Source organism: Methylorubrum extorquens, assembly GCF_024169925.1.
Lineage (GTDB): Bacteria > Pseudomonadota > Alphaproteobacteria > Rhizobiales > Beijerinckiaceae > Methylobacterium > Methylobacterium extorquens_A.
Genome location: NZ_JALJXF010000001.1, coordinates 3,208,928 through 3,234,731, shown reverse-complemented (window position 1 = coordinate 3,234,731; position 25,804 = coordinate 3,208,928). Strand labels below are relative to the sequence as shown.

Annotated in this window: 23 protein-coding genes; 16 read left to right on the top strand and 7 right to left on the bottom strand. The window is 68.2% G+C overall.

Going from position 1 to position 25,804, the window contains the following annotated elements:
* Positions 1-113 precede the first annotated feature (113 nt).
* From pufM to J2W78_RS15270, 7 genes are all read left to right on the top strand, one after another.
* Positions 114-1,091 (top strand): photosynthetic reaction center subunit M, encoded by a 978-nt coding sequence (gene pufM / locus J2W78_RS15300; RefSeq protein WP_253374053.1) that lies wholly within the window; start codon positions 114-116, stop codon positions 1,089-1,091.
* The gene (gene pufC, locus J2W78_RS15295) at positions 1,088-2,197 is read left to right on the top strand and encodes a photosynthetic reaction center cytochrome PufC (protein ID WP_253371837.1); all 1,110 of its coding nucleotides are present in this window, start codon (positions 1,088-1,090) and stop codon (positions 2,195-2,197) included. The genes pufM and pufC overlap by 4 nt, the downstream gene beginning before the upstream one ends.
* Positions 2,198-2,593: 396 nt before the next feature.
* Positions 2,594-4,357 carry a type I secretion system permease/ATPase gene (locus J2W78_RS15290; protein WP_253371836.1) on the top strand — a complete coding sequence of 588 codons (1,764 nt, stop codon included), beginning with the start codon at positions 2,594-2,596 and terminating at the stop codon, positions 4,355-4,357.
* Positions 4,357-5,703 carry an HlyD family type I secretion periplasmic adaptor subunit gene (locus tag J2W78_RS15285; RefSeq protein ID WP_253371833.1) on the top strand — a complete coding sequence of 449 codons (1,347 nt, stop codon included), beginning with the start codon at positions 4,357-4,359 and terminating at the stop codon, positions 5,701-5,703. The genes J2W78_RS15290 and J2W78_RS15285 overlap by 1 nt, the downstream gene beginning before the upstream one ends.
* A gap of 321 nt (positions 5,704-6,024) precedes the next feature.
* A complete protein-coding gene (gene ykgO, locus J2W78_RS15280) occupies positions 6,025-6,150 on the top strand; it encodes a type B 50S ribosomal protein L36 (protein ID WP_003601867.1) in 126 nt (41 codons plus the stop codon).
* Between the two features lie 77 nt (positions 6,151-6,227).
* Positions 6,228-6,836, top strand: a complete 609-nt coding sequence (locus tag J2W78_RS15275; RefSeq protein ID WP_253371832.1) for a tetratricopeptide repeat protein — start codon at positions 6,228-6,230, stop codon at positions 6,834-6,836.
* 10 nt (positions 6,837-6,846) lie between these two features.
* The gene (locus J2W78_RS15270; RefSeq protein WP_253371830.1) at positions 6,847-7,842 is read left to right on the top strand and encodes an alpha/beta fold hydrolase; all 996 of its coding nucleotides are present in this window, start codon (positions 6,847-6,849) and stop codon (positions 7,840-7,842) included.
* Between the two features lie 51 nt (positions 7,843-7,893).
* Here J2W78_RS15270 and pyk read toward each other — a convergent pair whose 3' ends face one another.
* Complete coding sequence (gene pyk, locus J2W78_RS15265; protein ID WP_253371828.1) at positions 7,894-9,330, bottom strand: pyruvate kinase; 1,437 nt, start codon at positions 9,328-9,330, stop codon at positions 7,894-7,896.
* A gap of 367 nt (positions 9,331-9,697) precedes the next feature.
* On the opposite strand from pyk, the gene J2W78_RS15260 reads away from it, so the two are divergent.
* A complete protein-coding gene (locus J2W78_RS15260; RefSeq protein ID WP_253371826.1) occupies positions 9,698-10,555 on the top strand; it encodes an outer membrane protein in 858 nt (285 codons plus the stop codon).
* Positions 10,556-10,973: 418 nt separating this feature from the next.
* Here J2W78_RS15260 and J2W78_RS15255 read toward each other — a convergent pair whose 3' ends face one another.
* Both J2W78_RS15255 and J2W78_RS15250 read right to left on the bottom strand, forming a co-directional pair.
* Complete coding sequence (locus J2W78_RS15255) at positions 10,974-11,429, bottom strand: DUF1036 domain-containing protein (RefSeq protein ID WP_253371824.1); 456 nt, start codon at positions 11,427-11,429, stop codon at positions 10,974-10,976.
* 52 nt (positions 11,430-11,481) lie between these two features.
* Entirely contained in the window at positions 11,482-12,795 is a 1,314-nt protein-coding gene (locus J2W78_RS15250; protein WP_253371822.1) for a glycerate kinase type-2 family protein, read from the bottom strand.
* A gap of 227 nt (positions 12,796-13,022) precedes the next feature.
* Between J2W78_RS15250 and J2W78_RS15245 the strand changes: the two genes are divergently transcribed.
* The 3 genes from J2W78_RS15245 (at position 13,023) to J2W78_RS15235 (ending at position 14,547) form a co-directional block, all read left to right on the top strand.
* Positions 13,023-13,796, top strand: a complete 774-nt coding sequence (locus J2W78_RS15245) for an N-formylglutamate amidohydrolase (RefSeq protein WP_253371820.1) — start codon at positions 13,023-13,025, stop codon at positions 13,794-13,796.
* Between the two features lie 59 nt (positions 13,797-13,855).
* Entirely contained in the window at positions 13,856-14,176 is a 321-nt protein-coding gene (locus J2W78_RS15240; RefSeq protein WP_253371819.1) for a DUF1244 domain-containing protein, read from the top strand.
* A gap of 104 nt (positions 14,177-14,280) precedes the next feature.
* Positions 14,281-14,547 (top strand): DUF2312 domain-containing protein, encoded by a 267-nt coding sequence (locus J2W78_RS15235; protein WP_003601858.1) that lies wholly within the window; start codon positions 14,281-14,283, stop codon positions 14,545-14,547.
* Between the two features lie 160 nt (positions 14,548-14,707).
* Here J2W78_RS15235 and J2W78_RS15230 read toward each other — a convergent pair whose 3' ends face one another.
* The 4 genes from J2W78_RS15230 to J2W78_RS15215 all read right to left on the bottom strand — a co-directional run bounded on the left by J2W78_RS15230 (position 14,708) and on the right by J2W78_RS15215 (position 21,007).
* The gene (locus J2W78_RS15230; protein WP_253371817.1) at positions 14,708-15,490 is read right to left on the bottom strand and encodes a glutathione S-transferase family protein; all 783 of its coding nucleotides are present in this window, start codon (positions 15,488-15,490) and stop codon (positions 14,708-14,710) included.
* Positions 15,491-15,646: 156 nt separating this feature from the next.
* The gene (locus J2W78_RS15225) at positions 15,647-17,137 is read right to left on the bottom strand and encodes a DUF882 domain-containing protein (RefSeq protein WP_253374052.1); all 1,491 of its coding nucleotides are present in this window, start codon (positions 17,135-17,137) and stop codon (positions 15,647-15,649) included.
* 237 nt (positions 17,138-17,374) lie between these two features.
* Complete coding sequence (locus J2W78_RS15220; protein WP_253371814.1) at positions 17,375-19,318, bottom strand: L,D-transpeptidase family protein; 1,944 nt, start codon at positions 19,316-19,318, stop codon at positions 17,375-17,377.
* A 198-nt stretch (positions 19,319-19,516) separates the two neighbouring features.
* Positions 19,517-21,007, bottom strand: coding sequence for a sigma-54-dependent transcriptional regulator (locus tag J2W78_RS15215; protein WP_253371813.1), 1,491 nt, complete (start codon positions 21,005-21,007; stop codon positions 19,517-19,519).
* 328 nt (positions 21,008-21,335) lie between these two features.
* Here J2W78_RS15215 and J2W78_RS15210 point away from each other — a divergent pair, with 328 nt between their 5' ends.
* From J2W78_RS15210 to J2W78_RS15190, 5 genes are all read left to right on the top strand, one after another.
* Positions 21,336-23,213 (top strand): M3 family oligoendopeptidase, encoded by a 1,878-nt coding sequence (locus J2W78_RS15210; protein ID WP_253371811.1) that lies wholly within the window; start codon positions 21,336-21,338, stop codon positions 23,211-23,213.
* Positions 23,214-23,275: 62 nt separating this feature from the next.
* Positions 23,276-23,500, top strand: coding sequence for an AbrB/MazE/SpoVT family DNA-binding domain-containing protein (locus tag J2W78_RS15205; protein WP_253371809.1), 225 nt, complete (start codon positions 23,276-23,278; stop codon positions 23,498-23,500).
* 5 nt (positions 23,501-23,505) lie between these two features.
* Complete coding sequence (locus J2W78_RS15200; protein ID WP_253374051.1) at positions 23,506-23,883, top strand: type II toxin-antitoxin system death-on-curing family toxin; 378 nt, start codon at positions 23,506-23,508, stop codon at positions 23,881-23,883.
* Between the two features lie 92 nt (positions 23,884-23,975).
* Entirely contained in the window at positions 23,976-25,346 is a 1,371-nt protein-coding gene (locus J2W78_RS15195; protein ID WP_253371807.1) for an ABC1 kinase family protein, read from the top strand.
* A gap of 112 nt (positions 25,347-25,458) precedes the next feature.
* Positions 25,459-25,752 (top strand): aa3-type cytochrome c oxidase subunit IV, encoded by a 294-nt coding sequence (locus tag J2W78_RS15190; RefSeq protein WP_253371804.1) that lies wholly within the window; start codon positions 25,459-25,461, stop codon positions 25,750-25,752.
* Positions 25,753-25,804: the final 52 nt, after the last annotated feature.

Below are 25,804 nucleotides of genomic sequence, written 5' to 3'. Positions count from 1 at the left end.
CCGCCCGGCATCCGCGCCGGCCGGCCTGAAGCGCAGGTTCGATCTTCGGGGCTCGAGGGTCTCCGCCGACGGCGTGAGCCTCGAACGACCGCAGGTCCATGGAGGGAGACGCCGTGGCCTATTATCAGAACATCTTCACGCAGGTGCAGGTCCGCCCGATCGAGCCGGAAAACGGCATCCCGATCTCGTCCGGCGCTCGCATCGGCCGGCCGTTCAACAGCTACCTGTTCGGGCTGATCGGCAATTCCCAGGTCGGGCCGATCTACGGCGGCTACCTCGGCGCCTTGTCCTTCGCCTGCGGCCTGATCGCCTTCGAGATCATCGGCCTCAACATGTGGGCCAGCGTGAACTGGGATCCGATCCAGTTCGTTCGCCAGTTGCCCTGGCTGGCACTCGAACCGCCGCTGCCCAAATACGGGCTGAAGGTGCTGCCCCCGCTCAACGAGGGCGGCTGGTGGCTGATCGCGGGCTTCTTCCTCACCGCCTCGATCCTGCTGTGGTGGGTGCGCATGTATCGCCGCGCCCGTGCGCTCGGGCTCGGCTCGCACACGCCCTGGGCCTTCGCCGCCGCGATCTGGCTCTACCTCGTGCTGGGCTTCATCCGCCCCATCCTGATGGGCTCGTGGAGCGAGGCGGTGCCCTTCGGCATCTTCCCGCATCTCGATTGGACCGCCGCATTCTCGCTGCGCTACGGCAACCTGTTCTACAACCCGTTCCACATGCTCTCGATCGTCTTCCTCTATGGGTCGACGCTTCTGTTCGCGATGCATGGGGCCACGATCCTGGCCACGAGCCGCTACGGCGCCGAGCGTGAGATCGACCAGATCGTCGATCGCGGCACCGCCACCGAGCGTGCCGCCCTGTTCTGGCGCTGGACCATGGGCTTCAACGCAACCATGGAATCGATCCACCGCTGGGCGTGGTGGTTCGCGGTGCTGACGACGATCACCGGCGGCATCGGCATCCTGCTCACCGGCACCGTGGTGGACAACTGGTACCTCTGGGCGGTCAAGCACGGTGTCGCGCCGGCCTATCCGCAGATCTACGGACCGATCACCGACCCGCTCGCGACGCCAGGGGGGGCGCCATGAAGACTCTGCTCGTCGTCGCGGGCGCGGTCGTCGCCCTGTTCCTCACCATCGCCCAGTTCGGTACGGCGGGCTGGACGAAGCCGCCGATCCTCGCCCAGCAGCACGGCTTCCGCGGGACGGGCATGGATCAGATCCAGACTAAGTCCGGCGCGGCGGCCCTGAAGGCGGCCAACATCGCGCCGGCCCCGGCCGAGCCGGTCGAGGCCGGCACCGAGAAGGCCGGCGCGGTCTACGAGAACGTGAAGGTTCTCAAAGATCTCAGCGTCGAGGAATTCAACCGCCTGATGGTCTCGATGACGGAATGGGTCAGCCCGGAACAGGGCTGCACCTACTGCCACAATACCGAGAACATGGCCGACGACAGCCTCTATCAGAAGCAGGTCGCCCGGCGGATGATCCAGATGGTGCAGCACATCAACACCACTTGGAAGGAGAAGCATGTCGGCGAGGCGGGGGTGAACTGCTACACCTGCCACCGCGGCAAGCCGGTGCCGGCACAGATCTGGTTCCAGAATCCAGGGCCGAACTACAAGACCGGCTTCATCGCCCGCAACAACGGGCAGAACATGGCTTCGCCCTCCGTCGGCCTCGCCTCGCTGCCCTACGACACGCTGAGCGAATTCTTCGGCAAGAAGGACGCGGACGAGAACCTGATCCGCGTCAACGCGACGACGGCACTGCCGGAGAGCAAGGGCAAACCGATCCAGGCCGCCGAACGGACCTACGGACTGATGATGCACATGTCGTCGTCGCTCGGCGTGAACTGCACCTACTGCCACAACACAAGGGCGGTTTCGAACTGGTCGCAGAGCACGCCGCAGCGCACGCTGGCTTGGCACGCGATCCGGATGGTGCGCGATCTCAACGGCGATTACATCGAGCCGCTGACGACGACCTTCCCGGCCAACCGCCTCGGCCCGACCGGTGACGCGCCCAAGCTGAACTGCGCCACCTGTCACAATGGTCAGAGCAAGCCGTTGGCGGGCGCGCACGTCATCGAGACCTACCCGGAACTGGCACGGACGACCGCCGAGATGGCGGCGGTTCCGCCGGCTCCGGCAACGCCCGAGCCGGCGCCGGAGACACCCGCCACACCGCCGCAATAGCCGGTGGCCCCTCCGTCCAGGGGTCAGCGTATCGAGAAGCAAAAAGCCGTCGGTCCATCGGGCCGGCGGCTTTTTCGTTCCGGGGCTCTGTGCCGGATATCCGGTGCGGTACGGGCTACGATTCTCGATTTCGCGCCCGGCAAATATTGAAACGAGCCCTGTCGTGAGGTCACGTAATATTTATACCAAAGCGCATTCGACCAATGCTTTGGCGAAGATGGTGCGGCTCAAGAATATACCCAATATATCGATAGATCGAAAGGCGTAATCCGTTCTGATTACGGTCATTATGCTGAAATTTGGTCGCATTTTTAAGTATCAAGACGCTCACTTGGCGAGGGTCGCGTGGCGGTCGGAACGGCGGTGAATCCGGACCGCGGGCAATCGAGGGTGACGATGGCGAACGATAGGCGCGACACGAACGAGATCGCCGCCGCCTTGGCGCGGTGCAAGATGGCCTTCATCGGCGTGGCCGTGATGAGCGGGCTGGTGAACATCCTCTATCTCACCGGCTCGTTCTTCATGCTCGAAGTCTATGACCGGGTGATCCCGAGCCGCTCCGTGCCGACCCTGATCGGGCTGGCTGCCCTCGCGCTCGTGCTCTACGCCTTCCAGGGCGTGCTCGAGGCTCTCCGCGGCCGCATCCTCACCCGCGTCGGTGCGGCGCTGGACGAGGCGCTGAGCGGGCGGGTGTTCGACCTCGTGGTGCGCGCCCCGCTGAAGGGCGCGAATCAGGGCGACGGCCTTCTGCCCTTGCGCGACCTCGATCAGATCCGCGCGTTCCTGTCCGGCTCCGGTCCCTCCGCCTTCTTCGACCTGCCCTGGATGCCGGTCTACCTGCTGATCTGCTTCCTGTTTCATCCGCTGATCGGTGTCGCCGCCCTCGCCGGCATGGGTATCCTCGCCGCACTCACCTTCCTCACCGACCGCGCCAGCAAGGGGCCGACGCGGGCCGCGACCGGCCACGGCATGCGCCGCAACAGTCTGGCCGAATCCGGCCGCCGCAATGCCGAGGTGCTGGCCGCGATGGGCATGCAGGAGCGGCTCGCCGCCCGCTGGGCGGGGGCCAACCGCGAATACATGGAGGCGCATCAGGCCGTGGCGGATGCCGGCAGCGGCTTCGGGGCCGGCTCCAAGGTGTTCCGCATGGCCCTGCAATCGGGCGTGCTCGCGCTCGGCGCCTGGCTCGTCATCCACAACGAGGCCAGCGCCGGCATCATCATCGCGAGCTCGATCCTCGTCTCCCGCGCCCTGGCGCCGGCGGAACTCACCATCGCCAACTGGAAGGGTTTTGTCGCCGCGCGCCAGAGCTGGCACCGGCTCTCCGAGCTGCTGGCCCGGCTGCCGCAGGGCGAGCAGCCGCACGCCCTGCCGGCGCCCGCTGAGACCATCACCGTCGAGGCTGCCAGCATCGCCCCGCCCGGCATGCCGCGCCTCGTGGTGCAGGATGTCAGCTTCGGCCTCCGGGCGGGGCAGGGGCTCGGCATCATCGGCCCCTCGGCCTCGGGCAAGTCCTCGCTGGTGCGGGCGCTGGTCGGCGTCTGGCCGCCGATCCGCGGAAAGATCCGCTTCGACGGCGCGGCGCTCGATCAATGGACGAGCGGCGACCTCGGGCCCCATATCGGTTTCCTGCCGCAGGAGGTCGAACTCTTCGCCGGCAGCGTCGCCGAGAACATCGCCCGCTTCGAGCCGGGCGCGCCGGCCGAGGCGGTCATCGCCGCGGCCAAGGCGGCCGGCGTGCACGAGCTGATCCTGCGCCTTTCGGAAGGCTACGACACCCGCATCGGCGAGGGCGGCACGGGCCTCTCCGCCGGGCAACGCCAGCGCGTCGGGCTCGCCCGCGCGCTTTACCGCGAGCCCTTCCTCGTGGTGCTCGACGAGCCCAACGCCAACCTCGACAGCGAGGGCGAGAACGCCCTGACGCAGGCGATCCTCGGCGTGCGGCGGCGCGGCGGCATCTGCGTCGTTGTCGCTCACCGTCCGAGCGCGCTCGCCGCCCTCGACCTGATCCTGATGATGGCCGACGGCCGCGCCCAGGCCTTCGGGCCCAAGGACGAAATCCTCAAGCGCGTCCTGCGCCCGGCGCCGGCCCCCGTTCCGGTCGCCGCCGAAGCCACCGCTCCGCAAGTCGCCGCGCCTTCGATCCGTGAGAGTGCCTGATGTCCGCGACCCTCGCCCCCCTCAGCGGTCTTCCCCCGGCCCTGCCGCGCCCCGTTGCCCACGGCTCGATCCGCAGCCACCTTACCGTCGCGCTCGGCCTCTCCGTCGCCCTAGTCCTCGGTGTCGGCGGCTGGGCCACCTTCACCGAGATCTCGGCCGCGGTGATCGCGCCGGGCCAGCTCGTGGTCGAGACCGATGTGAAGAAGGTGCAGCATCCCACCGGCGGGGTCGTCGGCCAGCTCCTCGCCCGCGAGGGCCAGCGGGTCGCGGCCGGCGACGTGCTGATCCGCCTCGACGAAACCCAGACCCGGGCGAACCTCGATATCGTGCTCAAGGCCATGGACGAGTTGGCGGCCCGCCGCGCCAGGGACGAGGCCGAGCGCGATGGGCTGAAAGTCGTCACATTCCCGCCCGACCTCGTCGCGCGCATCGACGACGACCCGAGCGTCGCCCGGCTGCTCGACGGCGAGTCGCGCCTGTTCGCCTCCCGTGTCGCCGGGCGCGAGGGGCAGAAGGCGCAGTTGCGCGAGCGCATCGCCCAGCTCGGCCAGGAGATCGACGGGCTCACCAAGCAGGCCGCGGCCAAGGACCGGGAGATCGGCCTCATCGGCCACGAACTGACTGGCGTTCGCGACCTCTACGCCAAGAACCTCGTGCCGCTCTCGCGCGTCACCGCCCTGGAGCGCGACGCCGCCCGGCTCGAAGGCGAGCGCGGCCAGCTCGTCGCCTCGACGGCCTCGGCGCGCGGCAAGATCGCCGAGACCGAGCTGCAGGTCATTCAGATCGACGGCGAGATGCGCACCGAGACCGGCAAGGATCTGGCCGAGATCCGCGGCAAGTGGTCGGAGTTGCGCGAGAAGCGCGTGGCGGCGGAAGACCAGCTCAAGCGGGTCGAGCTGCGCGCACCGCAGGACGGCTTCGTACACCAGATGAGCGTGCACACGGTCGGCGGGCTCGTGGTCCCGAGCGAGCCGGCGATGCTGATCGTTCCGGCTTCCGACCAGCTTCTGGTCGAGGTACGGGTGCAGCCGCAGGACATTGACAATGTGCGGGTCGGACAGAAGGCGGTGCTGCGCTTCCCGGCCTTCAACACGCGCACGACGCCGGAGATCGACGGCGAGGTGACCCGGGTCTCGGCGGACGTGACCCAGGATCCCAAGACCGGGCAGAGCTACTACACGGCGCGCATCCGCATCCGCGAGGATCAGAAGGAGCGCCTGAAGGGCCTGCGCCTCGTGCCGGGCATGCCGGCGGAGTCCTTCACTCAGATCGGCGAGCGCTCCGTTTTGTCCTATCTCACGCGCCCTCTGACCGATCAGATCGCAAAAGCGTGGCGGGAGCGCTGACACTCTTGGGCGATCACTCTGGTCCCTCGCCGACCTCAGACGCCGGCGCCCGCCTCCGCCGGCTTGGCTTCCGCTCTGCTCGATGCTCATCAGGACCGAAGTCCCGAAGAGTCCGCTCCGCACGGGACTCTTTGCGCCGGCAAGCCGCCCGCGGCTTCGAGCGATTGCCTGACCTTGCCTGACGGGCAGGTTGTCTGATAAGGCGACCGCCTCCCCGCGATGTCGCTGATGTCATCGCCGGAGCGTCCCCGTGGCGCTCCGTTCCTTCGAGACACATGAACAACAGGCGGCCGGTCTCGAATCCGTGCCGATGTGAGACCGATGAAGATTCGCAACTCGCTCAAGTCCCTGCGCGGCCGTCACCGCGATAACCAGCTCGTGCGCCGCAAGGGCCGCGTCTACGTCATCAACAAGACCCAGAAGCGCTTCAAGGCCCGCCAGGGCTGATCCCTCGGTGCTGCGACTCGGACGCGGCACCGAAGCGCGTTGACGGGAGCCGGGTTCGGGGTGGAAGCTCCGGACCTATGGACGCTCGCCGCACCCCTCTCCTGACCGCCCTTTGCCTCGGCCTCGCGCTCGCAGGTACTGCGGCCACCGCCAGCCTTGCGGCAGCCGACAAGGCGCGACCGGAGAAGGAGCGCAAGGCGCATCCGCCGGTCAGTCTCGAAGATCTCTACACCCGCCTGAAGCAGGCCGAGGACGAGACCGAGGCCAAGGCCGTCGCCACCTTGATCGAGCGTCGTCTCGGCCGCTCCGGCAGTGCCACGGCCGACCTGCTCTCCGATCGTGCCCGGCAGGCGATGAGCGGCAACGACCTGCCGCTGGCCGTCGAATTGATGGACCGCTCCGTCGCCCTCGAGCCGAACTGGTCCGAAGGCTGGAGCCGGCGAGCCACCCTGTTCTGGCGTCTGTCCGACACCGCGACCGCCATTGCCGACCTTCAGCGCGCGCTTGTGCTGGAGCCGCGCCATTTCGAGGCCTGGGCCGCGCTCGGCAAGCTCTATCTCGCCCAGGACGACAAGGGCCGGGCCCTCGATGCCTTCCGCCGGGCGGAAGCGCTTTATCCGCAATGGGACGTGCTCAAGAAGGCGATCGAGCGGCTGACACCCGACGTGCAGGGACGCGATCTTTGATTCGCGCCCCGTGAGCCTCGCTGAACCCCTCCGACTCGTTGCCGTCCTCTCGGCAGCGCTCATCGCTCTCGTCGCGCTGCTGCTCCTCTGCGCGGCCGTGGCGACGCGGCTGATCGCATGGCGCACCGAGGCACGCTATCCGGCCGCTGACCGAAGCATCGATGTCGAGGGCGGCCGGATCGCCTATCTCGCGGACGGGCCCGAGACGGGCGCGCGGGGCACGGTCGTCCTGCTCCACGGCGCTTCGGCGAACGCCTACGATCCGATGGAGGGCGTTGGCCGGCACCTTGCCCGATCCGGCTTTCGCGTCATCGCCTTCGATCGGCCGGGTTACGGCAACAGCGACCGAATCGGCGGCGCGGACGCCGCTTCACCAGCCTTCCAGGGAAGGATGTTGGGACAGGCCCTGGAACGGCTCGGCACCGGGCCGGCGATCCTGCTCGGCCATTCCTGGTCCGGCGCGCTCGCCCTGCGGATGGCCCTCGACCGGCCGGAGCAGGTGGCAGGCCTCGTTCTCGTGGCGCCCGTGGCGATGCCGTTTCCATCGCGCCCGCTGCCCTGGTGGGCGCGGATCGCCCTGATGCCGCCGGTGACGTGGCTACTCACCCAGACCGTCGCCGTCCCGATCGGCCTCTCCTATCTGCCCTCGGTGGCGAGAAGCGTGTTCAAACCGGAAGCTCCGGTGGAGAACTACATCGAGGCGAGCCGGGCGCCGCTGATTCTGCGACCGGGTCCGGCGCTCGCCAACATCCAGGATCTCGCCGGACTTCCCGCCACGCTCGCCGAACAGGCGCCGCGCTACCAAACCATCGCCGTGCCCACCGTGATCGTGGCGGGCGAGGCCGATCCGGTCGTTCAAACCCGCTTGCAGACCGATCCGCTGAGCCGGGCGATACCGCACGCCCGGCGGGTCGTGGTGCCGGGCGCCGGACATATGCTAACCTACACCGCCCCCGACACCCTCGTGCGCGAGGTTGAGGCGTTGACGGAGGTGATCGCGCGGTAGAACCTCCGCGCGATCGAGCGTCCATCTGGATCCGATATCCAGGCCGATGCCTCAGGCCCGCTCGGCGTGCTCGCGGGTGACGAAGGCGATGCGCACCATGTTGGTCGCTCCCGGAATGCCGAACGGCACGCCGGCCACGATGATCACCCGGTCGCCGATTTCAGCAAAGCGCTCGCGCACCGCGAACTTCGCCGCGCGAAAGGCCATGTCGTCCACGTCGCTGGCATCCTTGGTGACGATCGGGTGCACGCCCCAGGCCATGGTAAGGCGCCGCGCCGTCTCGCGTTTCGGCGTCAGCGCGATGACGCTGGCATTGGGCCGGGCGCGCGCAAGCCGCAGCACCGTCGAACCCGAATGGGTCCAGGCCATGATCGCGCGCAGGCTCAGCGCCTCGACGATCTGGTGGGCCGCGGCCGCGATGGCGTCGGAAGCCGTCGGCTCCGGCTCGGAACGCTGCGCCATGAGGATCGACCAGTAGAGCGCGTCGCGCTCCACCTGCTCGGCGATGCGGTTCATGGTGCCGATCGCCTCGACCGGAAACTCGCCGGCGGCGCTCTCGGCCGAGAGCATCACCGCATCCGCGCCCTCGTAGACGGCGGTGGCCACGTCCGACACCTCGGCGCGGGTCGGCACCGGCGAGGTGATCATCGATTCGAGCATCTGCGTCGCGACGACGACCGGCTTGCCGAGCCGGCGCGCGCCGCGGGTGATGCGCTTCTGCACGCCCGGCACCTGTTCGAGCGGCATCTCGACGCCGAGATCGCCGCGGGCGACCATGATGCCGTCGGAAATCTCGATGATCTCGTCGAGTCGGGTGAGCGCCTGAGGCTTCTCGATCTTGGCCATCACCAGGGCACGCCCGGCGGCCACCTTCTTCACTTCCGCCACGTCTTCCGGGCGCTGCACGAAGGAAACGGCGATCCAGTCGGCGCCGGCCGCGAGGCCCGCTTCCAGATCACCGCGATCCTTCTCGGTCATCGCCGGCACCGGCAGCACGGTGTGAGGCAGCGACACGCCCTTGCGATTCGAGATGCGGCCGCCGACCTCGACGCGGGTGACCGCACGCCCCTCGCTCACTTCGGTGACGACGAGGCGAAGCTTGCCGTCGTCGATCAGGATGCCGTGACTGGGCTCCAGCGCCGACAGGATCTCGGGATGGGGAAGGAAGACGCGGTCGGCATCGCCCGGCGTCGGATCCGAATCGAGCACGAAGGTCTGTCCGTTCTCGAGTACCGCCGCGTCACCCACGAAGGTGCCGAGCCGCAGCTTCGGGCCCTGAAGGTCCACGAGGATGCCGATGGGGCGCTTGGCCTCGCGCTCGATGGTGCGGATCACCTCGATGCGCTCGGGCAGCTTCTCGCGGGCGAGATGGCTCATGTTGATGCGGAACACGTCCGCACCGGCATGAAACAGCTTCTCGATCATCTCCGGCGTGTCGGATGCCGGGCCGAGGGTGGCGACGATTTTGGTGCGGCGCGAGCGCTTCAATGGGGCCTCCATCATACCCGCTGGACCCACGGAGCGCGGTGAACGCGTGCGGGAACGGCCCGGCGGATGGGCGGCGCGCGGGCAGGCGCCGATGGCCGGACGGGGGCTTGGCGGCCACAAGCATTCCCCGGCCCGCGAGGTCAAGGCCGGAGCATCGACGCATTTCAACGCCAAGACCGGTGCGGGAACTTTTTCTATGGCTCTTCGTTCAGTGCTGTTCAACTTTCCGAGATCTAAGCGTTTACGCGCCGTACAACGCAACTCTGGCGTTATCGACGCTGCGTGTTGCTGGAAAGTCATAGGCAGCTTGGCCGTCCCGCTGGTAGCTTAGCCCTCGAAATCAGCATTCTTCGAAGGCGACCCCATCGTGATCAGAGCTCTCTTCCTGGGCGGCACCGCGGCACTCGTGAGCACCGCCGCGCTCGCCGCCGATCTGCCGCGCCGTGAGGCTCCGCCGATCGCTTTCGCGCCCGTCCCGGTCTTCACCTGGACCGGCTTCTACGCCGGCCTGCACACGGGTTACGCGTTCACCGACAACCCGAACATCCAGACCCGCGGCAACGATCCCTTCACCGCCAGCAACGTGACGCTCGCCCGTCGCCCCGCCTCCCTCAAGAGCGAAGTCGATGGCTTCTCCCGCATCGGCGGCGGCTTCGGCTACAACCATCAGTTCACGCCGGGCGGCGGCTTCGTGGCCGGTCTGGCCTTCGACGCTACCTGGCTCGACCTCGACAAGCGCACGGGCTTCTACGGCGCGCCGAACCCGACCGTCGGCAACGCCAGCGTCTACACGCAGAACCTCGACTTCCTCGGCACCGTCAACGGCAAGCTCGGCTACGCCTTCGACCGGTTCTTCGTCTACGGCACCGGCGGTCTCGCCTTCGGCCACGTCAGCTACGGCGCGGACTTCTTCAACCCGGGCGCCACCGTCCTCCAGTACACCGGTGGCGGTCGGAAGATCTTCGAGACCGGCTACAACTACGGCGGTGGTATCGAGTACGCGATCCCGGTCGACAGCTTCCTGAACTACTTCTCGGTTGGCCGCTGGCTCGGTATCAAGTCCGACGTGACGATCAAGGCGGAGTACATCCGCTACGATCTCGGCAGCCGCAACGTGCTGATCAACCAGACCGCGCCGACCCCGCCCGGCTCCTACACCTCGCGTTTCGCCACCGAGGGCAGCCTGATCCGCGCCGGCTTCAACTACAAGTTCAGCGGCCTCTAAGGCTCGAACTTCACAGACCGACGATGTTTAGCGGGCGCCTCCATGAGGCGCCCGTTTTCGTTTGGGCTAGTCTACTCGGATGTGGCCACGGACGACGGCTCACTTCATCCGTCCTGCATCGCGATGGCTCGGTTGCTTCGCCAAAGCTGGCGATCGAGCATCATCCCGAAAGGTGGTTGCCGGCTTTCGGAAAAAGATGATGCAAAAACAAGAAGCTAGAGCATCGTCCTGGCTCCGATATCCAAAACGATGCTCTAGCTGTGCGGCGTGTGGCGTTCAGTGCTGCCATGGCTGCCGCTGTCGGCGCGGGATATCGCCCCCGCACGGCGCGACGCCGCGATGGTCACATTCTGCCTCATTGATTCGGATCGGCGTGACCCTGGCCCGTCGCACCACGAATCGCAGCGAGCGGGCGTTCTTACGGACCGCCGGCCAGAGGTTGGCCCGGATCGGAGAGCTGGATCGTCCAGTTCCGCTGCTGGCCGGTATCGACCTCGATGAAGCCGTTGCGGTCGAAGCCGCGAGCGAGGCAGTCCTCGACACCGCGAATGGTGAAGGAAGTGTCACGGGTGCACATCATGGCACGTCCGCTCCACTCGCCGCCGCGGCTGTAATCGACAGCGTAGAGATAATAGAACTGCGCCGCGAGCGAGCCCTTGAGCAGGGTCTCGCAGTTGCGCGGCTTGAGATCCCACCAGCCTTCGGTCACCCAACCCTGCGCGTCCCGGTAGCCCAGGGTCACGCCGACCTTGCTGGCGGTCTGGTTGCACAGGCGCAGATCGGCCGAAGCGGGGAGGGGGAGGAGCGCGGAGGCGGCGGCGCAGAGCCCGAGGACGGCCCTGCGCAGCGAGCGCGCGCTCGCTTGTTTCTGCATCGTCTTCTTCCAAAAGCCGGTGGCTGCCTTTTGGGACGATGCTCCGGAGAACTCAATCGACGAGGATGACGCGACAATCGTTGACATTGGTCCGAGTGGGGCCGGGCTGAACGAGATCGCCGATTGTCGCGAAGAATCGCGTCGAATCATTGTCGAGCAGCATCGCTCTCGGATCGAGTCCCGCGGCCTGGGCGCGGCTCAGCGTCGTGGCGTCGACCAAGCCGCCTGCCGGGTCCGTCGCCGCGCCGCGGCCGCCATCGGTGCCGTCGGTGTCGGCGGCGATGCCGGCAATGCCCTCGGCCCCGTCGAGGGCGATGGCGAGCGCCAGCGCATATTCCTGATTGGGGCCGCCATCGCCCTCGCCGCGGATGGTGACCGTGAGTTCGCCGCCGGAGATCAGGGCGACGCGGCGTCCCGCCTGACGCGCCTCAAGTGCCAGCCGGGCATGTTCGGCCGCGACCTCGCGGGCCTCGCCCTCGAGATCGGCACCCAGCATCACCGGCTCGTAGCCGGCCCGCCGGGCGGCCACGGCCGCCGCTTCAAGGGCGTCGATCGGCCGGGCGATGATGCGGTACTCGGCCCGGGCGAAGGCCGGATCGCCCGCCTTCGGCGTCTCGTTGACCGGATCGTTCAGCAGGGCGAGAGCGGATTCGGGCAGGCTGATGCCGCGGCGCACGCAGATCGCGCGGGCATCGGCCAGGGTGGAGGGATCGGGCACGGTCGGGCCGGAGGCGATCACCGACGGGTCGTCATGTGGCACGTCGGAGATGGCGAGCGTCAGGATCGACTTCGCGTTGCGTGCCGCCACCGCGAGACGCCCGCCCTTGATGCGCGAGAGGTGCTTGCGCACGGCGTTGATCTCGTTGATCGGCGCGCCCGAGCGCAGCAGCGCCTTGGTGATCGCCTGCTTCTCGCTGAGCGTCAGGTTGCCGGCGGGCGCGATCCAGTTCGCCGAGCCGCCGCCGGAGAGCAGCACCAGAACCTCGTCCTCCGGGCCGGCGCTCGCGGCGATGGCGAGCGCTTCCTTGGTCGCCTCGATGCCCGCCGCATCGGGAACCGGATGGCCCGCCTCGACCATACGGATGCCGGGAGCCTCCTCGCCGTAACCGTGCCGGGCCACCGCGAGACCGACGATCCGGTCCTCCGGCACCCCGTGCTCCTGGCGGTAGAACCGGCTCGCCACCGCGGCCATGCTGCCGCCGGCCTTGCCCGCTCCGAGAATGATGAGCCGCCCCGGCGTCGGTGCCGGCAGGTGCCCGACGAGGCACTTGCGCGGATGGGCGGCGGCGATCGCCTCGTCGAGGATCGAGGAGAGGAGGGCGCGACGCTCCGCGTGGGCCGGATCGGTCGGGGCAGGGGCGGTCATGGGCGTCCTCGCGCGGTTCTTGACGGTTCTTGTTTGTGCGTTTGCTTGCCCGAGCGCCGCCGTATCGGCAAGCCTCCCCGGTTTCACAAAACTTTCGGGCGCCGGAGCATTCTTTTTGACCCCGGCACCATCCTTGCTGGTCGACTTACGGAGCGCCCTGCGCATGGCGGGTCGGCGGTCAAAGCCGCGCCCCTTTCGATCTCGCAGCAGTGGCCCAGATAAGCGCCATGCTGTCCCTTGAACCCGAGACCGAAACCCGCCCCGAACATCCCATCGAGCGCATCGAGGGCGATGCGTCCCTGGGTCTCCTGCTCGTCTGCGAACACGCTTCGAACGCGGTGCCGGACGATCTCGGCCGGCTCGGCGTGCCGGAAGCCGAATTCTCCCGCCACATCGCCTACGATATCGGCGCCGCCGAGGTGACGCGCCGGCTCGCCGCCCGGCTCGGGGTGCCGGCGGTGCTGACGCAGTTCTCGCGGCTCATCATCGATCCGAACCGGGGCCGGCGCGATCCGACCCTGGTGATGCGGCTCTCCGACGGCGCGATCGTGCCCGGCAACGCCCGGATCGACGCGGCCGGCATCGCCGAGCGGATCCGGCGCTTCTACGTGCCGTTCGACCGCGCCGTGGACGAGGCGGTCAGCCGGTCGGAGGCGGCAGGCGTACGTCCGATGCTGATGACGATCCACAGCTTCACGCCGTTCTGGCGCACCATTGCCCGGCCCTGGCAGGTCGGCGTCCTCTACGACCGGGATGCGGGGCTGAGCCGGCTGCTGATCGAGGCGCTCAAGGCCGATCCGGCCGGCCTCTGCGTCGGCGACAACCAGCCCTACGGCGGCGGCCTGCCCGGCGACACGATCGACCGGCACGCCACCGTCCGCGGCCTGCCAAACGCCTTGATCGAGATCCGCCAGGATCTGATCGGCGGGCCCGAGGGCCAGGAGGAGTGGGCGCAGCGCTTTGCCCGCATCCTGAGGCCGATGCTGCGTCCGCCCGCTTGACGGGAGGGGATCGCGGGACGACCACTGCGCGATCCCCCTCGACAGCGAGAGCCGCCGCCATGACCGAACCCGCACCCGGCATCGATCCCGCGACGCAGACCGAGCTGGAGGCGGCCGTGTTCCGCCGCCTCGTCTCGCATCTGCGCAACCGCACCGATGTGCAGAATATCGACCTGATGAATCTCGCTGGCTTCTGCCGCAACTGCCTGTCGAACTGGCTAAAGGACGCGGCCGACGAGCGCGGCCTCGCCCTCTCGAAGGATCAGAGCCGCGAGCTCGTCTACGGCATGCCCTACGAAGAGTGGAAGCAGAAGCACCAGACCGAGGCGGCCCCCGATCAGCAGGCACGCTTCTCCGCTGCCCAGACCGGCGGCCACTGAGGGAGCATCGGCATCAACGAGCAGGTAAGGTTGATGCCGTAATCCCCAGGCATCCGGCGTGGGTCTTCGGGCACACGCCATCCCTCGCGTGAAGGAGCGCTGCCATGGCCGCCTCGCCTGCCCCCGCCGTCGACCCGTCCTCGGTCGCCGCCGACCAGCTCAAGAGCATCATCGAGCGCATCGAGCGTCTCGAAGAGGAGAAGGCCGGCATCGCGGGCGACATCAAGGATGTCTACGCCGAAGCCAAGGCCAACGGCTTCGATGTGAAGGTGCTGCGCAAGATCATCTCCCTGCGCAAGCGCGACCACGACGAGCGCCAGGAAGAGGAGGCGATCCTCGAACTCTACCTTCAGGCCCTCGGCATGGCGTAGCGCCACCCAAGCAGCGTCAGCCCCACCGAGACCCCATCCTGAGGTGTCGCGCAGCGGCCTCGAAGGACCCTCCAGCTTTCGCGCGATCCCTGGAAGATCCTTCGGGGGCCGCTGACGCGGGCACCTCAGGATGAGGGATGTGGATGGGAATGCAGGCGACTCAACCCTCCGGCCACGGAAAGCGGATGTTGCCGTCGCGTAGGCCGGCCAGCACCACCTCGATCCCGCCGGTTTTCACCATCCATTCGATCCGGTGGTCGCGATATGCCCGGCGGCGCCCGCCCGTCGTGTAATGGTTCGAGGCGGCGGCCATTGTCTCCGCGGCGGCGTCGAACTCCGCGAAGGTCGCGGCGACGGAGGGCCGTTCCCGCAGCCGCGCGTGCCAGCGGGCGAGCGGCGTGCCTGCCTCCGGCCCCAGGCCGTAATGCACCGAACGGTTGACCATCGGCGCCGCCGCCGCGTCGGCCCAGCCGAACGTGTCGCCGCCGAACCAGTCGGCCTCGCCGAGGCGCGACGTCAGCCAAGCCTGGAGCGTGCGGGTCTGCGCCGCGGCCCGCTCCCGAAGGTGGTCGGCCAGGGCGCCGGTGGCGCGGGCAAACCACAGCACTTCGCCAAATCCCCAGTTCACCGCCTCGTACTGCGTATCGCAGACCTCCTCGGTGAGCCGTGCAAACGCGCGGGCGGCCGGGTCGCGGGGCAGAAGCGGCGGATCGGGCCAACGCTCCTCGATGTATTCGAGAATCACGGTCGATTCGAAGATCGAGACGTCGCCATCGACCAGCACCGGCACCTCGGTACGCGGGTTGGCGGCGGCGAAGGGGCCGTCGCTTCGGCCGCTGCCGAAGCTCTCGGGGATCTCGCCCGTGAACGGTACACCCTTCTCGCGTAGCGCGATCTTGATCTTCTGGGCGTAGGACGAAAGCGGGTGCTCGTAGAGCAGCATGGGAGGGCCTCGGCCGATACGGTTTCCGCTTGCTTCAAGCGGAAACCGTATCGGCAAGCCCGCGCGGCGCTTGAGCGAGACCCAAATCCACCATCCCGAAGGAATCAACCGGACTTGGTATGAGTTCCCCCGAATGGAACGCGGGCGCCCCCGGCGTCAACGGGCGGCAGCCGGCCTCTGCGTGGCAGAGCCGGAGAAGCGGGCGGCGGACAAAGTCGCCGGTTCGGCCGAGAACCGTCCGCCCAGCGCCTCGACCGAGGGGATGTGAAGCGCTTCGGCGGGCAGCGCCTCGTCGGGGCGCGAGCGCGCCAGCGCCACGCGGACGAAGGCGGTCGGTGCGGCCGGCTCCGAGATGCCCTGAACCGCGGCGAAGAACAGGCTGCGGACCTGCTCGCGCGGGTCGGCATCCGCCGGCACCAGACGCGCCTCGATGGCGCCCGGCTCCGGCGCCTCGTCGCGCGTCTCGCTTCCGGCCTGCGCGACGTGAACCATGCCGCCTAAGCCCTCACCGTTGAGAGAGGCGAGCTGCACCGGGCGCTGCGGCGGCAGCGGAATGGTGAGGGCGGTGGCGACGACGGCGAATTCCGAGGGACGCCGCGGCGGCAGCGGCGCGACCACCGCCTGATCCGCCTCGCCGGTCAGCAATTCCTTGGCCGAGGCGCCGTCCCGGCGCAGGCTCGTCGCGCGCAGAGCCTCGGAGGCGGCCGGTGCGGCATAGGCCATCGCGGCAGTCGCATCGGCGGGATCGGCGCTCGCGACGGCGATGCTCGGCTTGGCCCGGGCTTTCGACGGCACGGCGGCGCTGGCGAGCGCGGCCGGCGGCGCATCCGTCCCACCGCTTCCGCCGAAGAGGGAGGCGAAGAAGCCCTTGAGCCCCGGCCCTTCGCCGACCTCGTCGGCGCTGGCCAGCGCCGTGTAGCCCAGCACGGTGCCGCCGCGGGAGAGGATCTCAGCGCGGGCTTCCTCGTAGCGGGCAAGCGGCTTGCCGTCGGCGGGAAGGTGGACGGTCTTGCCGTCCGGGAACAAGCGGGCGAGCTGGTCGTGGCTCATGCGCGGCCAGGAGCGCACCGAGCCGACATCGAGATGCACGAAGGGCGAGCCCGAGCGGGGATACCAGCCGACACCGCCGCGCTGCATCCGCATGCCGACAGCGCGGATCTGGTCGATCGAGGCATCGGTCATGAAGAAGTCCATGGCCTTGCCGAGCATGTGCTGGCTGGTCTCGGCAACGCCCGAGGAGCGGCGACGCAGCATGCCGTTGGTCTTCGGGCTGCGGTAGCCGCAGACGATGCGCAGCGGCGCGGTCGAGCCGACGGAACGCTGCGCCTCCCACACCACGTCGAACAGGCGCGGGTCCATCTTGACCGATTCGTTCTCGCGCCAGTCGCGCATGAGCCAGTTGATCTGGTCGAGGGCGGCGCGATCGTAGCGCCCGTCGCGCTTGAAGGTGACGTTCAGCGTCTCGCCGGTGTGCTCATGCACCATGGAGAGGCTGCGGGTGTCGCCGTTGGCGACCGCGTCCTGCGTCTCGACCGTGCCGGCGATGAGCAGGGCGGCCATCGCGCCGGTGGCGGAGGCGAGGCGCTTCAGGCGCGGGGAGGGCGAAGTGCGTTTCGAGGACAGGCGGTCCCGGATCGTGCGCAGCATGGTCCTCACCTCGCGAAACGGCGCGGCATCGGCGATGCCGCGGGGCGCAAGGATGGCCGAGGACCGGAAAGGCGGGTCGTCGGGGCCCGTGCTGCTCACCGTCTTTCGAAGACGGCTACGGGCCAACCGTGGCAAAAAAGAGCCTCGCAAGATGCAAGACGGCACGCGGACCGACGCTGTCCCGCGCGGAATGACGGCGCCGATGATCTATGTTGGCAAAGGCGCGCGATCGCCGCTCTACCAGTAGCTGCGCGGCGGATACGCGTAGGTCGGGGCGTTTTCGGGTTCGCCGAACATGTCCGACGAGCGGCGGGGGGCAGCGCGGCGCTCGCTGCGTACTGCCTCACGCGCGATCGCCTGGCGCGGAGCCGCGCGGGAGGCCTCGGCACTCGGGCGCTTCTCCTTCGTGGGCCCCTTCGCCACGGCGTCCGAGCGGGGGCTCAGCCCCAGCGCGACCTTCATCGGGCCATCGTAGCCGTAGAGGTCCGTCAGGGTGCGGTAGGTCCCGAGATCGTCCACTTCCGCCGTGAAGTAGGCGAGGTGCACCGGCAGCTTCTCGGGCAGGCGCAGCGTCCGCTCGCCCTTGCCGATCAGCTTCTTGAGGCGTTCCTGCGTCCAGTTCGGCAGCACCGCGTCGGCGAAGCGGAACGGGTCGTCCACGCGCACGCAGCCATGGCTGAAGGCGCGGGTCGAGGCGGAGAACAGCGAGCGGTTCGGCGTGTCGTGCAGGTAGACCGCGTGCTGGTTGGGGAACATGAACTTGATGAAGCCGAGCGCGTTCCGCTCCCCCGGCGGCTGGCGCAGCGAGATGTTGCCGCCCCGACGCACCACCTCGAACCCGGCGGTGCGGCCCGAGGCCAGCATCTGCTTCAGGATCGAGGGCGGCACGTACCAGGACGGATTGACGACGGCGTATTCCATCATCCCCGAGAAGGTCGGCGTCGGGCTCGTCGGCTTGCCGACGATCACCCGCGTCTCGTCACGCACCTGCCCATCGCGAATGACCTTCAGCTTGAATTCGGGCACGTTGACGAAAACGTAGTTCGGCCCGAGTTCGGGCGGCAGCCAGCGCCAGCGCTCCATGTTGACGAGAAGGTCGGCCTCGCTCGCGCTCGTCTTCGGCACGCTCGGGCTGGCAAGCGCGGCGACGGTCGCGCGGGTGAGCGTCCCGCTCGCCGGGAGGCCGCGGCTGCGCTGGAAGCTCTTGACGGCATCGGCGACGGAGCGGTCGTAGGCATCCGCCTCGCCGGGTGCCATATCGAGGGTGCCGGCGGGGCGCGCGTCCAGGCCGAAGCGGCTGCGCAGCAGCGGTACGCGCGGATCGCTCATCCCGAGCTTGAGATCCGGCCCGTCGGGCAACCTGACGCTCGGCACGCCCTGCGTCCGGCCGGCACGCAGTCCGGCGAGGCGCTTCTTCAGGGCGAGGTATCCGGGCTGGCGCGGATTGTAGCTTTGCAGCACCTCTCCGGCCCCCGCACCCGCCGCGGCAAGGCGGGTCAGCACCGTGTCAGCCGGCGGCAGGTCGAGGGTGGGCGTGATGAGCTTTGAGATCGTGGCCGGGTTCACCCGTCCGCCGCGGGCGTCGCGGGCGTAGAGGGCGAGCGCGGCCGAGAGCTTGAGGTCGGCCTCGGCGATCTCGGCCTCCGTGTCCGGGCGGCTGAGCTTGCCCACGACTGGAACGGGATAGGCGTTCGGATCGAGCCCGTCCTCGCCCGCTTCCCGCAGGCGGGCGATGGCCGCGTTGGCGGCGGCGGTAAAGGTCCGGTTCTCGATCCAGACCGGCTTGAAGTTGCCGAGCGCGTAGAAAGCCTGAATCGCCTCGCGATCCTTGCCGGTCAGTCGCTGGAGCAGCGGCGCGGAATCGGTGAGACGCGCATAGACGGCCGCCGGAAGCGGCTCGCTCGGCGCGACGGGCGCCGGCGGCCCCTCGGCAGCGGGCGCGGGGGCGGGCTCGCCGGAGGGCGGCGCATCGACGGTCGCTGCCGCGCCGTCGGTGGCGTCGGTCGTGACCGCCGGTTCGTTGGCGAGATCGACGGCGGCCTTACGGATGACGACGCCCGATTCCGTCGCGGCCGGCGCTTCCTCGGCACAGGCCGGGGCTTGGCTGAAAGCGAGGAGGGCCGCCAGCGCGACGGACAAGGTCCGCACGATGCCCGTTCCGGCTTCCGATGCAGCGCGCATGTCGGCAACTCCCTGGATACGGCCGAGACTGCCGCAGCTCTGCTTAAAGATCATCGACCGAAGCACGGCCGTGCGCAACCACACGACCACATGCCACGGCCGAGCCGGAACCTGAAGGCGAGGGGCGGAAGGCCAATGCGTCGTGCCGAGAGGTGTGACCCTCTTTCGGGACGACCGCTCTGAACGACTGTTCCGGCCTCAGGCGGCGTCCTCGGAGCGCTCCTCTTCGTCGAGGCCGAGCTCCTTGAGTTTGCGGTAGAGGGTCGATCGGCCGATTCCGAGGCGGCGGGAGACTTCGGACATTCGGCCGCGGTAGAATTGCAGGGCGAACCGGATCACCTCCGCCTCGACCGCCTCCATCGTCTTCATGTCGCCGGTGTCCTCGACGACGAGCGACATGGCGTGCGGATCGCGCACCTCGACGCGGACGATCTCCCGCACCGGCTCGAGCCCGCCCGCGGGCAGGGCAGCCTGCGCCGGTAACGGCGGGATGCGGACATCGAAACCCTCGACCTGCGCCGCGATTTGCGGAAATTCCGCCACCGTCAGTTCGTCGCCGTCGGCGAGCACGACCGCTCGGAACAGCGCGTTCTCCAACTGGCGCACGTTGCCGGGCCAGGGATAGCGCGAGAGCAGCGCCATCGCCTCGGCCGTGATGCCGCGCAGGCGTTTGCCTTCCTCCGCCGCGAACCGCGCGCAGAACGAGCGCACGAGATCCGGGATGTCCTCGCGCCGCGCCCGCAGCGGCGGCAGCGTCATGGGGAAGACGTTGAGGCGGTAATAGAGATCCTCGCGGAACTTGCCCTGCTTTACGAGGTCGAGCAGCGAGCGGTTGGTCGCCGAGATCAGACGGATATCGACGCGCACGGCGCGCTTGCCGCCCACGGGATCGACCTCGCCCTCCTGCAGCGCCCGCAGGAGCTTCACCTGAGCATCGAGGGGCAGTTCTCCGATCTCGTCGAGGAACAGCGTGCCCCCCGACGCTTCCACGAACTTGCCGACATGCTTCTCGGTGGCGCCGGTGAAGGCGCCCTTCTCGTGACCGAACAGGGTCGATTCGACGAGGTTCTCGGGGATCGCCCCGCAGTTCACGGTGACGAACGGCTTGCCGCGCCGGTCGCCCGAGCCCTGGATCGCGCGGGCCAGAACCTCCTTGCCGACACCCGATTCGCCCTCGATCAGGACGGGGATGTTCGATTTGGCCGACCGTTCGGCCAGCCGGATCACCCGCTCCATGTCCGGGCTCTTCGAGGCGAGATCCTTGAAGCCCAGCGCGCCCGAGGCGCGGCGGCGCATCCGGCGCACCTCCTCCTCAAGCTGATCGACCCGCAGGGCGTTCTTGATCGAGACCTGAAGACGCTCGGCGCCGGCCGGCTTGACCACGAAATCGACGGCGCCCGCCCGCATGGCGTTGACCACCGCGTCGATGGAGCCGTTCGAGGTCTGAACGATGACGGGGGTATCGATGCCGCTCTTGCGCATCTCGGCCAGGACGCTCAGTCCATCCATGCCGCCGGGCATGACGAGATCGAGCAGCACGACATCGACGCTTTCGCCGCCGCGCAGCAGATTGAGCCCGTCATGGCCGTTCTCCGCGATCTGTGCCTGGAAACCGAGGCGACGCACCATCGCCTCGGCGAGGCGACGCTGCACGGGATCGTCGTCGATGATGAGAACGGTGGTCGACATGCGGGGCGCCTCGCTTTCCGCTCAAGCCGGCCGCGGGCCGAACCGGCCTCCCAAGGGGAACCGGCGGCGCATGGCGGCGGCTGTTTCGTTTCGAGGCACAGGGTCGCCGAAGAGCGTAAAGCGCCGCTTAACGACGCTCGAATTTAACCCGCACGGCCCTCCAAACGGCGTGATGGCCCGCCCGGCGGAACCATCCGTCGGCCCTCACGCGCCTGGGATTGCGGAGCGCAGTTGATCGTGACGGCCCTGCGCTCGATATCTGACTCTGGCTGCGCGGGCGCGCCCGATGCCGAACCCGCGATCCACTACGTCGAGGAAACAGCACATCATGTCGAGCCGAGCCGTTTTCGCCGCCCTGTCGCCGGACTTGCCGAGAGGGGCTGAGGAACTCGCGGCGGTGCGCGGGGCGCTGCAGGCGGCCGATCTCGGCGTGCTGCCGGAATGGGACCTTACCGACCTCTATCCGAGCATGGACGCGCCGGCCTTCCGCGACGATCTCGACCGGGCTGAGGCGGAGAGTCGAGTTTTCGCCGAACGCTATGCGGGCCGGATTGCCGAGATCGCGGCCGGGCCGGATGCCTCTTCCGTGCTCGGCGAGTCGGTGCAGACCTTCGAGCGGATCGAGGATCTGATGGGGCGGCTGATGTCCTATGCCGGCCTTGTCTATTCCGGCGACACGACGGACGAGACCCGCGCCAAGTTCTATGGCGACACCCGCGAGCGGCTGACTACGGCCTCGGGCGACCTGCTGTTCTTCGGTCTGGAGTTGAACCGCGTCGAGGATGCCGTGCTCGATGCCGCGATGGTGGCCGGGCCGCTGGCCCACTACCGGCCCTGGATCGAGGATCTGCGGCGCGAGAAGCCGCACCAGCTCGACGACCGCACGGAAAAGCTGTTCCTCGACAAGTCGGTGACATCGAACGCCGCCTGGGACCGGCTGTTCAATGAGACGATCGCCTCACTCCGCTTCTCGGTTCAGGGCGAGCGCCTGACGCTGGAGCCGACGCTCAACAAGCTTCAGGACGCGGACGGGGCGGTGCGCCAGGAGGCGGCGCAGGCGCTCGGCGAGACCCTGCGGGCGAATCTGCGTATCTTCACGCTGATCACCAACACCCTGGCCAAGGACAAGGAGATCTCTGACCGCTGGCGCGGCTTCAAGGACGTGGCCGATGCCCGCCACCTCTCGAACCGCGTCGAGCCGGAGGTCGTCGCCGCCATGGTCGAGGCCGTGCGCGCGGCCTATCCGCGGCTGTCGCACCGCTATTACCGGCTCAAGGCCAAGTGGTTCGGCGTCGAGGCGCTGCCCTACTGGGACCGCAACGCGCCGCTGCCGAAGGTCGAGCAGCGCACGATTCCTTGGGCTCAGGCCCGCGACACGGTGCTGGAGGCCTACGACGCCTTCTCACCGGACATGGCCGGCATCGCCAAGAAATTCTTCGACGGCGGCTGGATCGATGCGCCGACCCGGCCCGGCAAGGCGCCCGGCGCCTTCGCGCACCCGACCGTGCCCTCGGCCCACCCCTACGTGCTGGTGAATTACCAGGGCAAGCCGCGCGACGTGATGACCCTCGCGCACGAACTCGGCCACGGCGTGCATCAGGTGCTCGCCGCCCCCAACGGCGCGTTGATGGCGCCGACCCCCCTGACGCTGGCCGAAACGGCGAGCGTGTTCGGCGAGATGCTGACCTTCCAGCGCCTCTTGGGCCAGACCACGGACCCGACCCAGCGCCGGGCGATGCTGGCGGCCAAGGTCGAGGACATGATCAACACGGTGGTACGCCAGATCGCGTTCTACTCGTTCGAGCGGAAGGTCCACCTCGCCCGCGCCAAGGGCGAGCTGACGGCCGAGCAGATCAACGAACTCTGGATGTCGGTGCAGTCCGAGAGCCTCGGTCCGGCAATTACCCTCGACAAGGGCTACGAGCCGTTCTGGGCCTACATCCCGCACTTCATCCACTCGCCGTTCTACGTCTACGCCTACGCGTTCGGCGATTGCCTCGTGAACTCGCTCTACGGCGTCTACGCCCGCGCCGAGCCCGGCTTCGTCGAGCGCTACTTCGCCCTGCTGTCGGCCGGCGGTTCGAAGCCTTACGGCGAGTTGCTGAAGCCGTTCGGGCTCGACGCCAGCGATCCGGGCTTCTGGCAGATTGGTCTCGGGATGATCGAGGGGATGATCGCGGAGCTGGAGGCGATGGAGGGAGCGTAGCCCACATTCTATGGGCTGTGGCCCGAGCGTGTTGAACGCTGATAGGCGCGAGGGCCAATTCCATGAAACTCGCAATCAAGCGCATCGGAAATTCGACCGGGCTGATCCTGCCGAAGGAACTCGTCGGCAGGCTCAAGCTGGATCAGGGTGACTGGTTGCACGTCACCGAGAACGCCGACGGCACGCTGCATCTCTCGCCCTACGACCCGACCTTCAAGAAGGGCATGAAGATCGCCGGTAAGGCGATGAAGTCCTATCGGAACGCGCTCGCCGAGCTTGCGAAGTAAGCGAAATCATCTGGCTCACGAGCAAGCTCGTCCAGGCCATCCACGCACAGCAACTCAAGCTCTTCGGCGGGCCTTCGGGTCTGCGCGACGAGGGGGCGCTCGAATCGGCCGTCGGTCGGCCCACCAACCGCGCGGGCTACGGCGAGCCAGACCTGTCCGAACTCGCCGCGGCCTACGCTTTCAGAATCGCCAATAACCGTCCGTTCATCGATGGCAACAAGCGCGCGGCACTGCTGGCGTTCGTGACCTTTCTCGGTCTGAACGACATCGACTTCTTCGTTGCCGAGGCGGAGGCGGTGCTGATGATCCGTGGCCTCGCCGCGGGCGAGATCGATGAATCCGGCCTGACCCGCTGGATCCGAGACAACTGGCCGAAAGCGTAGCGCCACCCGCGGCGCGCCGCCCCAGCGCCCTGGGCGCGAGGCCCGGCGGTGCCTATCTCCGGTCGAGTCCCGATAGGAATCGATCCGAATCCATGGCCGAGACCGACCGCGAAGCCAACCGCTTCACCGCCCGCGCGAGCCGCTATGCCAGCGTCGGCGCCAATGTCGGAGGGGTGGCCGCGCGGATGGCGGCGGCGCGCCTGTTCGGCGGCAAGGACGGTGCGAGCCTGAACAACGCGGCGGCTTTGGCCCAGGCGCTCGGCGGCCTCAAAGGGCCGATCATGAAGGTGGCGCAGCTGCTCGCCACCGTGCCGGACCTGCTGCCGCCGGAATATGCCGCCGAATTGCAGAAACTTCAGGCCGATGCGCCGCCGATGGGCGCGGCCTTCGTCAAGCGCCGGATGATGGCCGAACTCGGGGCCGACTGGCAGAGCCGCTTCGGCAGCTTCGATCTCAAGCCGGCCGCCGCCGCCTCGCTGGGGCAGGTCCATCGCGCCGAATCGCTCGACGGGGCAGCTCTCGCCTGCAAGCTCCAATATCCCGACATGCAGTCGGCCGTCGAAGCCGACCTGAAGCAGCTTCAGGTCGCCTTTGCGCTGCATCGCCGGATGAACTCTTGGCTCGATACCTCCGAGATTGCCAAGGAGATCGGCGCCCGGGTGCGGGAAGAACTCGATTACGGCCGCGAGGCCAAGCATGCCGAGCTCTACGGTAGCGTGCTCAGGGACGTTGATTCGGTGCGGGTGCCGACGGTCCATCCCACCCTGTCGACGAAACGCCTTCTTACCCTCGGCTGGCTCGACGGCGAAAGGATCCTGAATTTCGCCGACGCCCCGATCGAGATCCGCAACCGCATCGCCCAAGCCATGTTCAGGGCGTGGTGGCATCCGTTCAGCCGCGCCGCGGTCATCCACGGCGATCCGCATCTGGGCAACTACACCGTCTTTTCCGAGGGCGGCGAGGCGCAGGGCATCAACCTGCTCGACTACGGATGCGTACGCATCTTCCACCCGCGATTCGTCGGCGGCGTCGTCGATCTCTATCGCGGTCTGCTGGAAAACGACCGGGATCGCGTGGTCCACGCCTACGAAGTCTGGGGATTCAAGCAGCTCGACAAGGAGACCGTCGACATCCTCAATATCTGGGCCCGTTTCATCTACGGGCCGCTGCTGGAAGACCGCACGCGCACGGTCGCGGATGGGATCGAACCCGGAGCCTACGGCAGGCGGGAGGCCTTCTCTGTACATCAAGCCCTGAAGGAGCGCGGGCCGGTCACGATTCCACAGGAATTCGTGTTCATGGACCGTGCGGCGGTCGGGCTCGGTGCTGTCTTCCTGCACTTGCGGTCCGAGTTGAACTATCACCGCCTGTTCGAAGCCGAGATCGAGCGTTTCTCACTGGAAATGCTCTCGGAGCGTCAGGAAACGGCGCTCGCGGAAGCCGGTCTGCCGGCTCCGGTCTGACAAAAGCCGGCTCACGACTCCCCAGCGCGACCGTCAAGCTGATTGCGAGCGGAGTTGCCTTGCGCTAAATCCGCGCGTGACAAGCAAAACGATACCAGGGAACGGGCGCGCAATGGCGGATACGAAGACCCTCACCGGCATGCACTACAGCCCGGCGATGGACGAGAAGACCCACGAGCAGACCTATCGGGGCTTCGTCCGCTTCGTCGAGATCGGTACCGTCACGGTGTTGTGCTGGGTGACCGCTCTCGCGATCGGCGGCGTGCACGAAGCGTGGCTGACCGCGATCATCGGCGTGCTGGTCTCCTGGGTGGCCGCAGCCATCGGCGCCTTCGTCCCCGCCATCGGCTGGAAGGCCCAGGCCTTCGTCTTCGCCGCACTCCTCGCGATCCTTTTCCTGAGCTGAGGATCGAGACTTCCAGGCCGACTTACTGCGTCGGCCTTTTCCAAATCTGAAC

What these genes read in the sequence shown, in the direction of transcription:
- J2W78_RS15290 (WP_253371836.1), top strand. Translation starts at nt 2,594, where the DNA reads ATGGCGAACGATAGGCGCGACACGAACGAGATCGCCGCCGCCTTGGCG.
- J2W78_RS15255 (WP_253371824.1), bottom strand. Translation starts at nt 11,429, where the DNA reads ATGCAGAAACAAGCGAGCGCGCGCTCGCTGCGCAGGGCCGTCCTCGGG.
- J2W78_RS15220 (WP_253371814.1), bottom strand. Translation starts at nt 19,318, where the DNA reads ATGCGCGCTGCATCGGAAGCCGGAACGGGCATCGTGCGGACCTTGTCC.
- J2W78_RS15240 (WP_253371819.1), top strand. Translation starts at nt 13,856, where the DNA reads ATGACCGAACCCGCACCCGGCATCGATCCCGCGACGCAGACCGAGCTG.
- J2W78_RS15205 (WP_253371809.1), top strand. Translation starts at nt 23,276, where the DNA reads ATGAAACTCGCAATCAAGCGCATCGGAAATTCGACCGGGCTGATCCTG.
- J2W78_RS15235 (WP_003601858.1), top strand. Translation starts at nt 14,281, where the DNA reads ATGGCCGCCTCGCCTGCCCCCGCCGTCGACCCGTCCTCGGTCGCCGCC.
- J2W78_RS15195 (WP_253371807.1), top strand. Translation starts at nt 23,976, where the DNA reads ATGGCCGAGACCGACCGCGAAGCCAACCGCTTCACCGCCCGCGCGAGC.
- J2W78_RS15250 (WP_253371822.1), bottom strand. Translation starts at nt 12,795, where the DNA reads ATGACCGCCCCTGCCCCGACCGATCCGGCCCACGCGGAGCGTCGCGCC.
- J2W78_RS15190 (WP_253371804.1), top strand. Translation starts at nt 25,459, where the DNA reads ATGGCGGATACGAAGACCCTCACCGGCATGCACTACAGCCCGGCGATG.
- J2W78_RS15285 (WP_253371833.1), top strand. Translation starts at nt 4,357, where the DNA reads ATGTCCGCGACCCTCGCCCCCCTCAGCGGTCTTCCCCCGGCCCTGCCG.
- J2W78_RS15245 (WP_253371820.1), top strand. Translation starts at nt 13,023, where the DNA reads ATGCTGTCCCTTGAACCCGAGACCGAAACCCGCCCCGAACATCCCATC.
- J2W78_RS15225 (WP_253374052.1), bottom strand. Translation starts at nt 17,137, where the DNA reads ATGCTGCGCACGATCCGGGACCGCCTGTCCTCGAAACGCACTTCGCCC.
- J2W78_RS15215 (WP_253371813.1), bottom strand. Translation starts at nt 21,007, where the DNA reads ATGTCGACCACCGTTCTCATCATCGACGACGATCCCGTGCAGCGTCGC.
- pufC (WP_253371837.1), top strand. Translation starts at nt 1,088, where the DNA reads ATGAAGACTCTGCTCGTCGTCGCGGGCGCGGTCGTCGCCCTGTTCCTC.
- J2W78_RS15275 (WP_253371832.1), top strand. Translation starts at nt 6,228, where the DNA reads ATGGACGCTCGCCGCACCCCTCTCCTGACCGCCCTTTGCCTCGGCCTC.
- J2W78_RS15230 (WP_253371817.1), bottom strand. Translation starts at nt 15,490, where the DNA reads ATGCTGCTCTACGAGCACCCGCTTTCGTCCTACGCCCAGAAGATCAAG.
- J2W78_RS15210 (WP_253371811.1), top strand. Translation starts at nt 21,336, where the DNA reads ATGTCGAGCCGAGCCGTTTTCGCCGCCCTGTCGCCGGACTTGCCGAGA.
- ykgO (WP_003601867.1), top strand. Translation starts at nt 6,025, where the DNA reads ATGAAGATTCGCAACTCGCTCAAGTCCCTGCGCGGCCGTCACCGCGAT.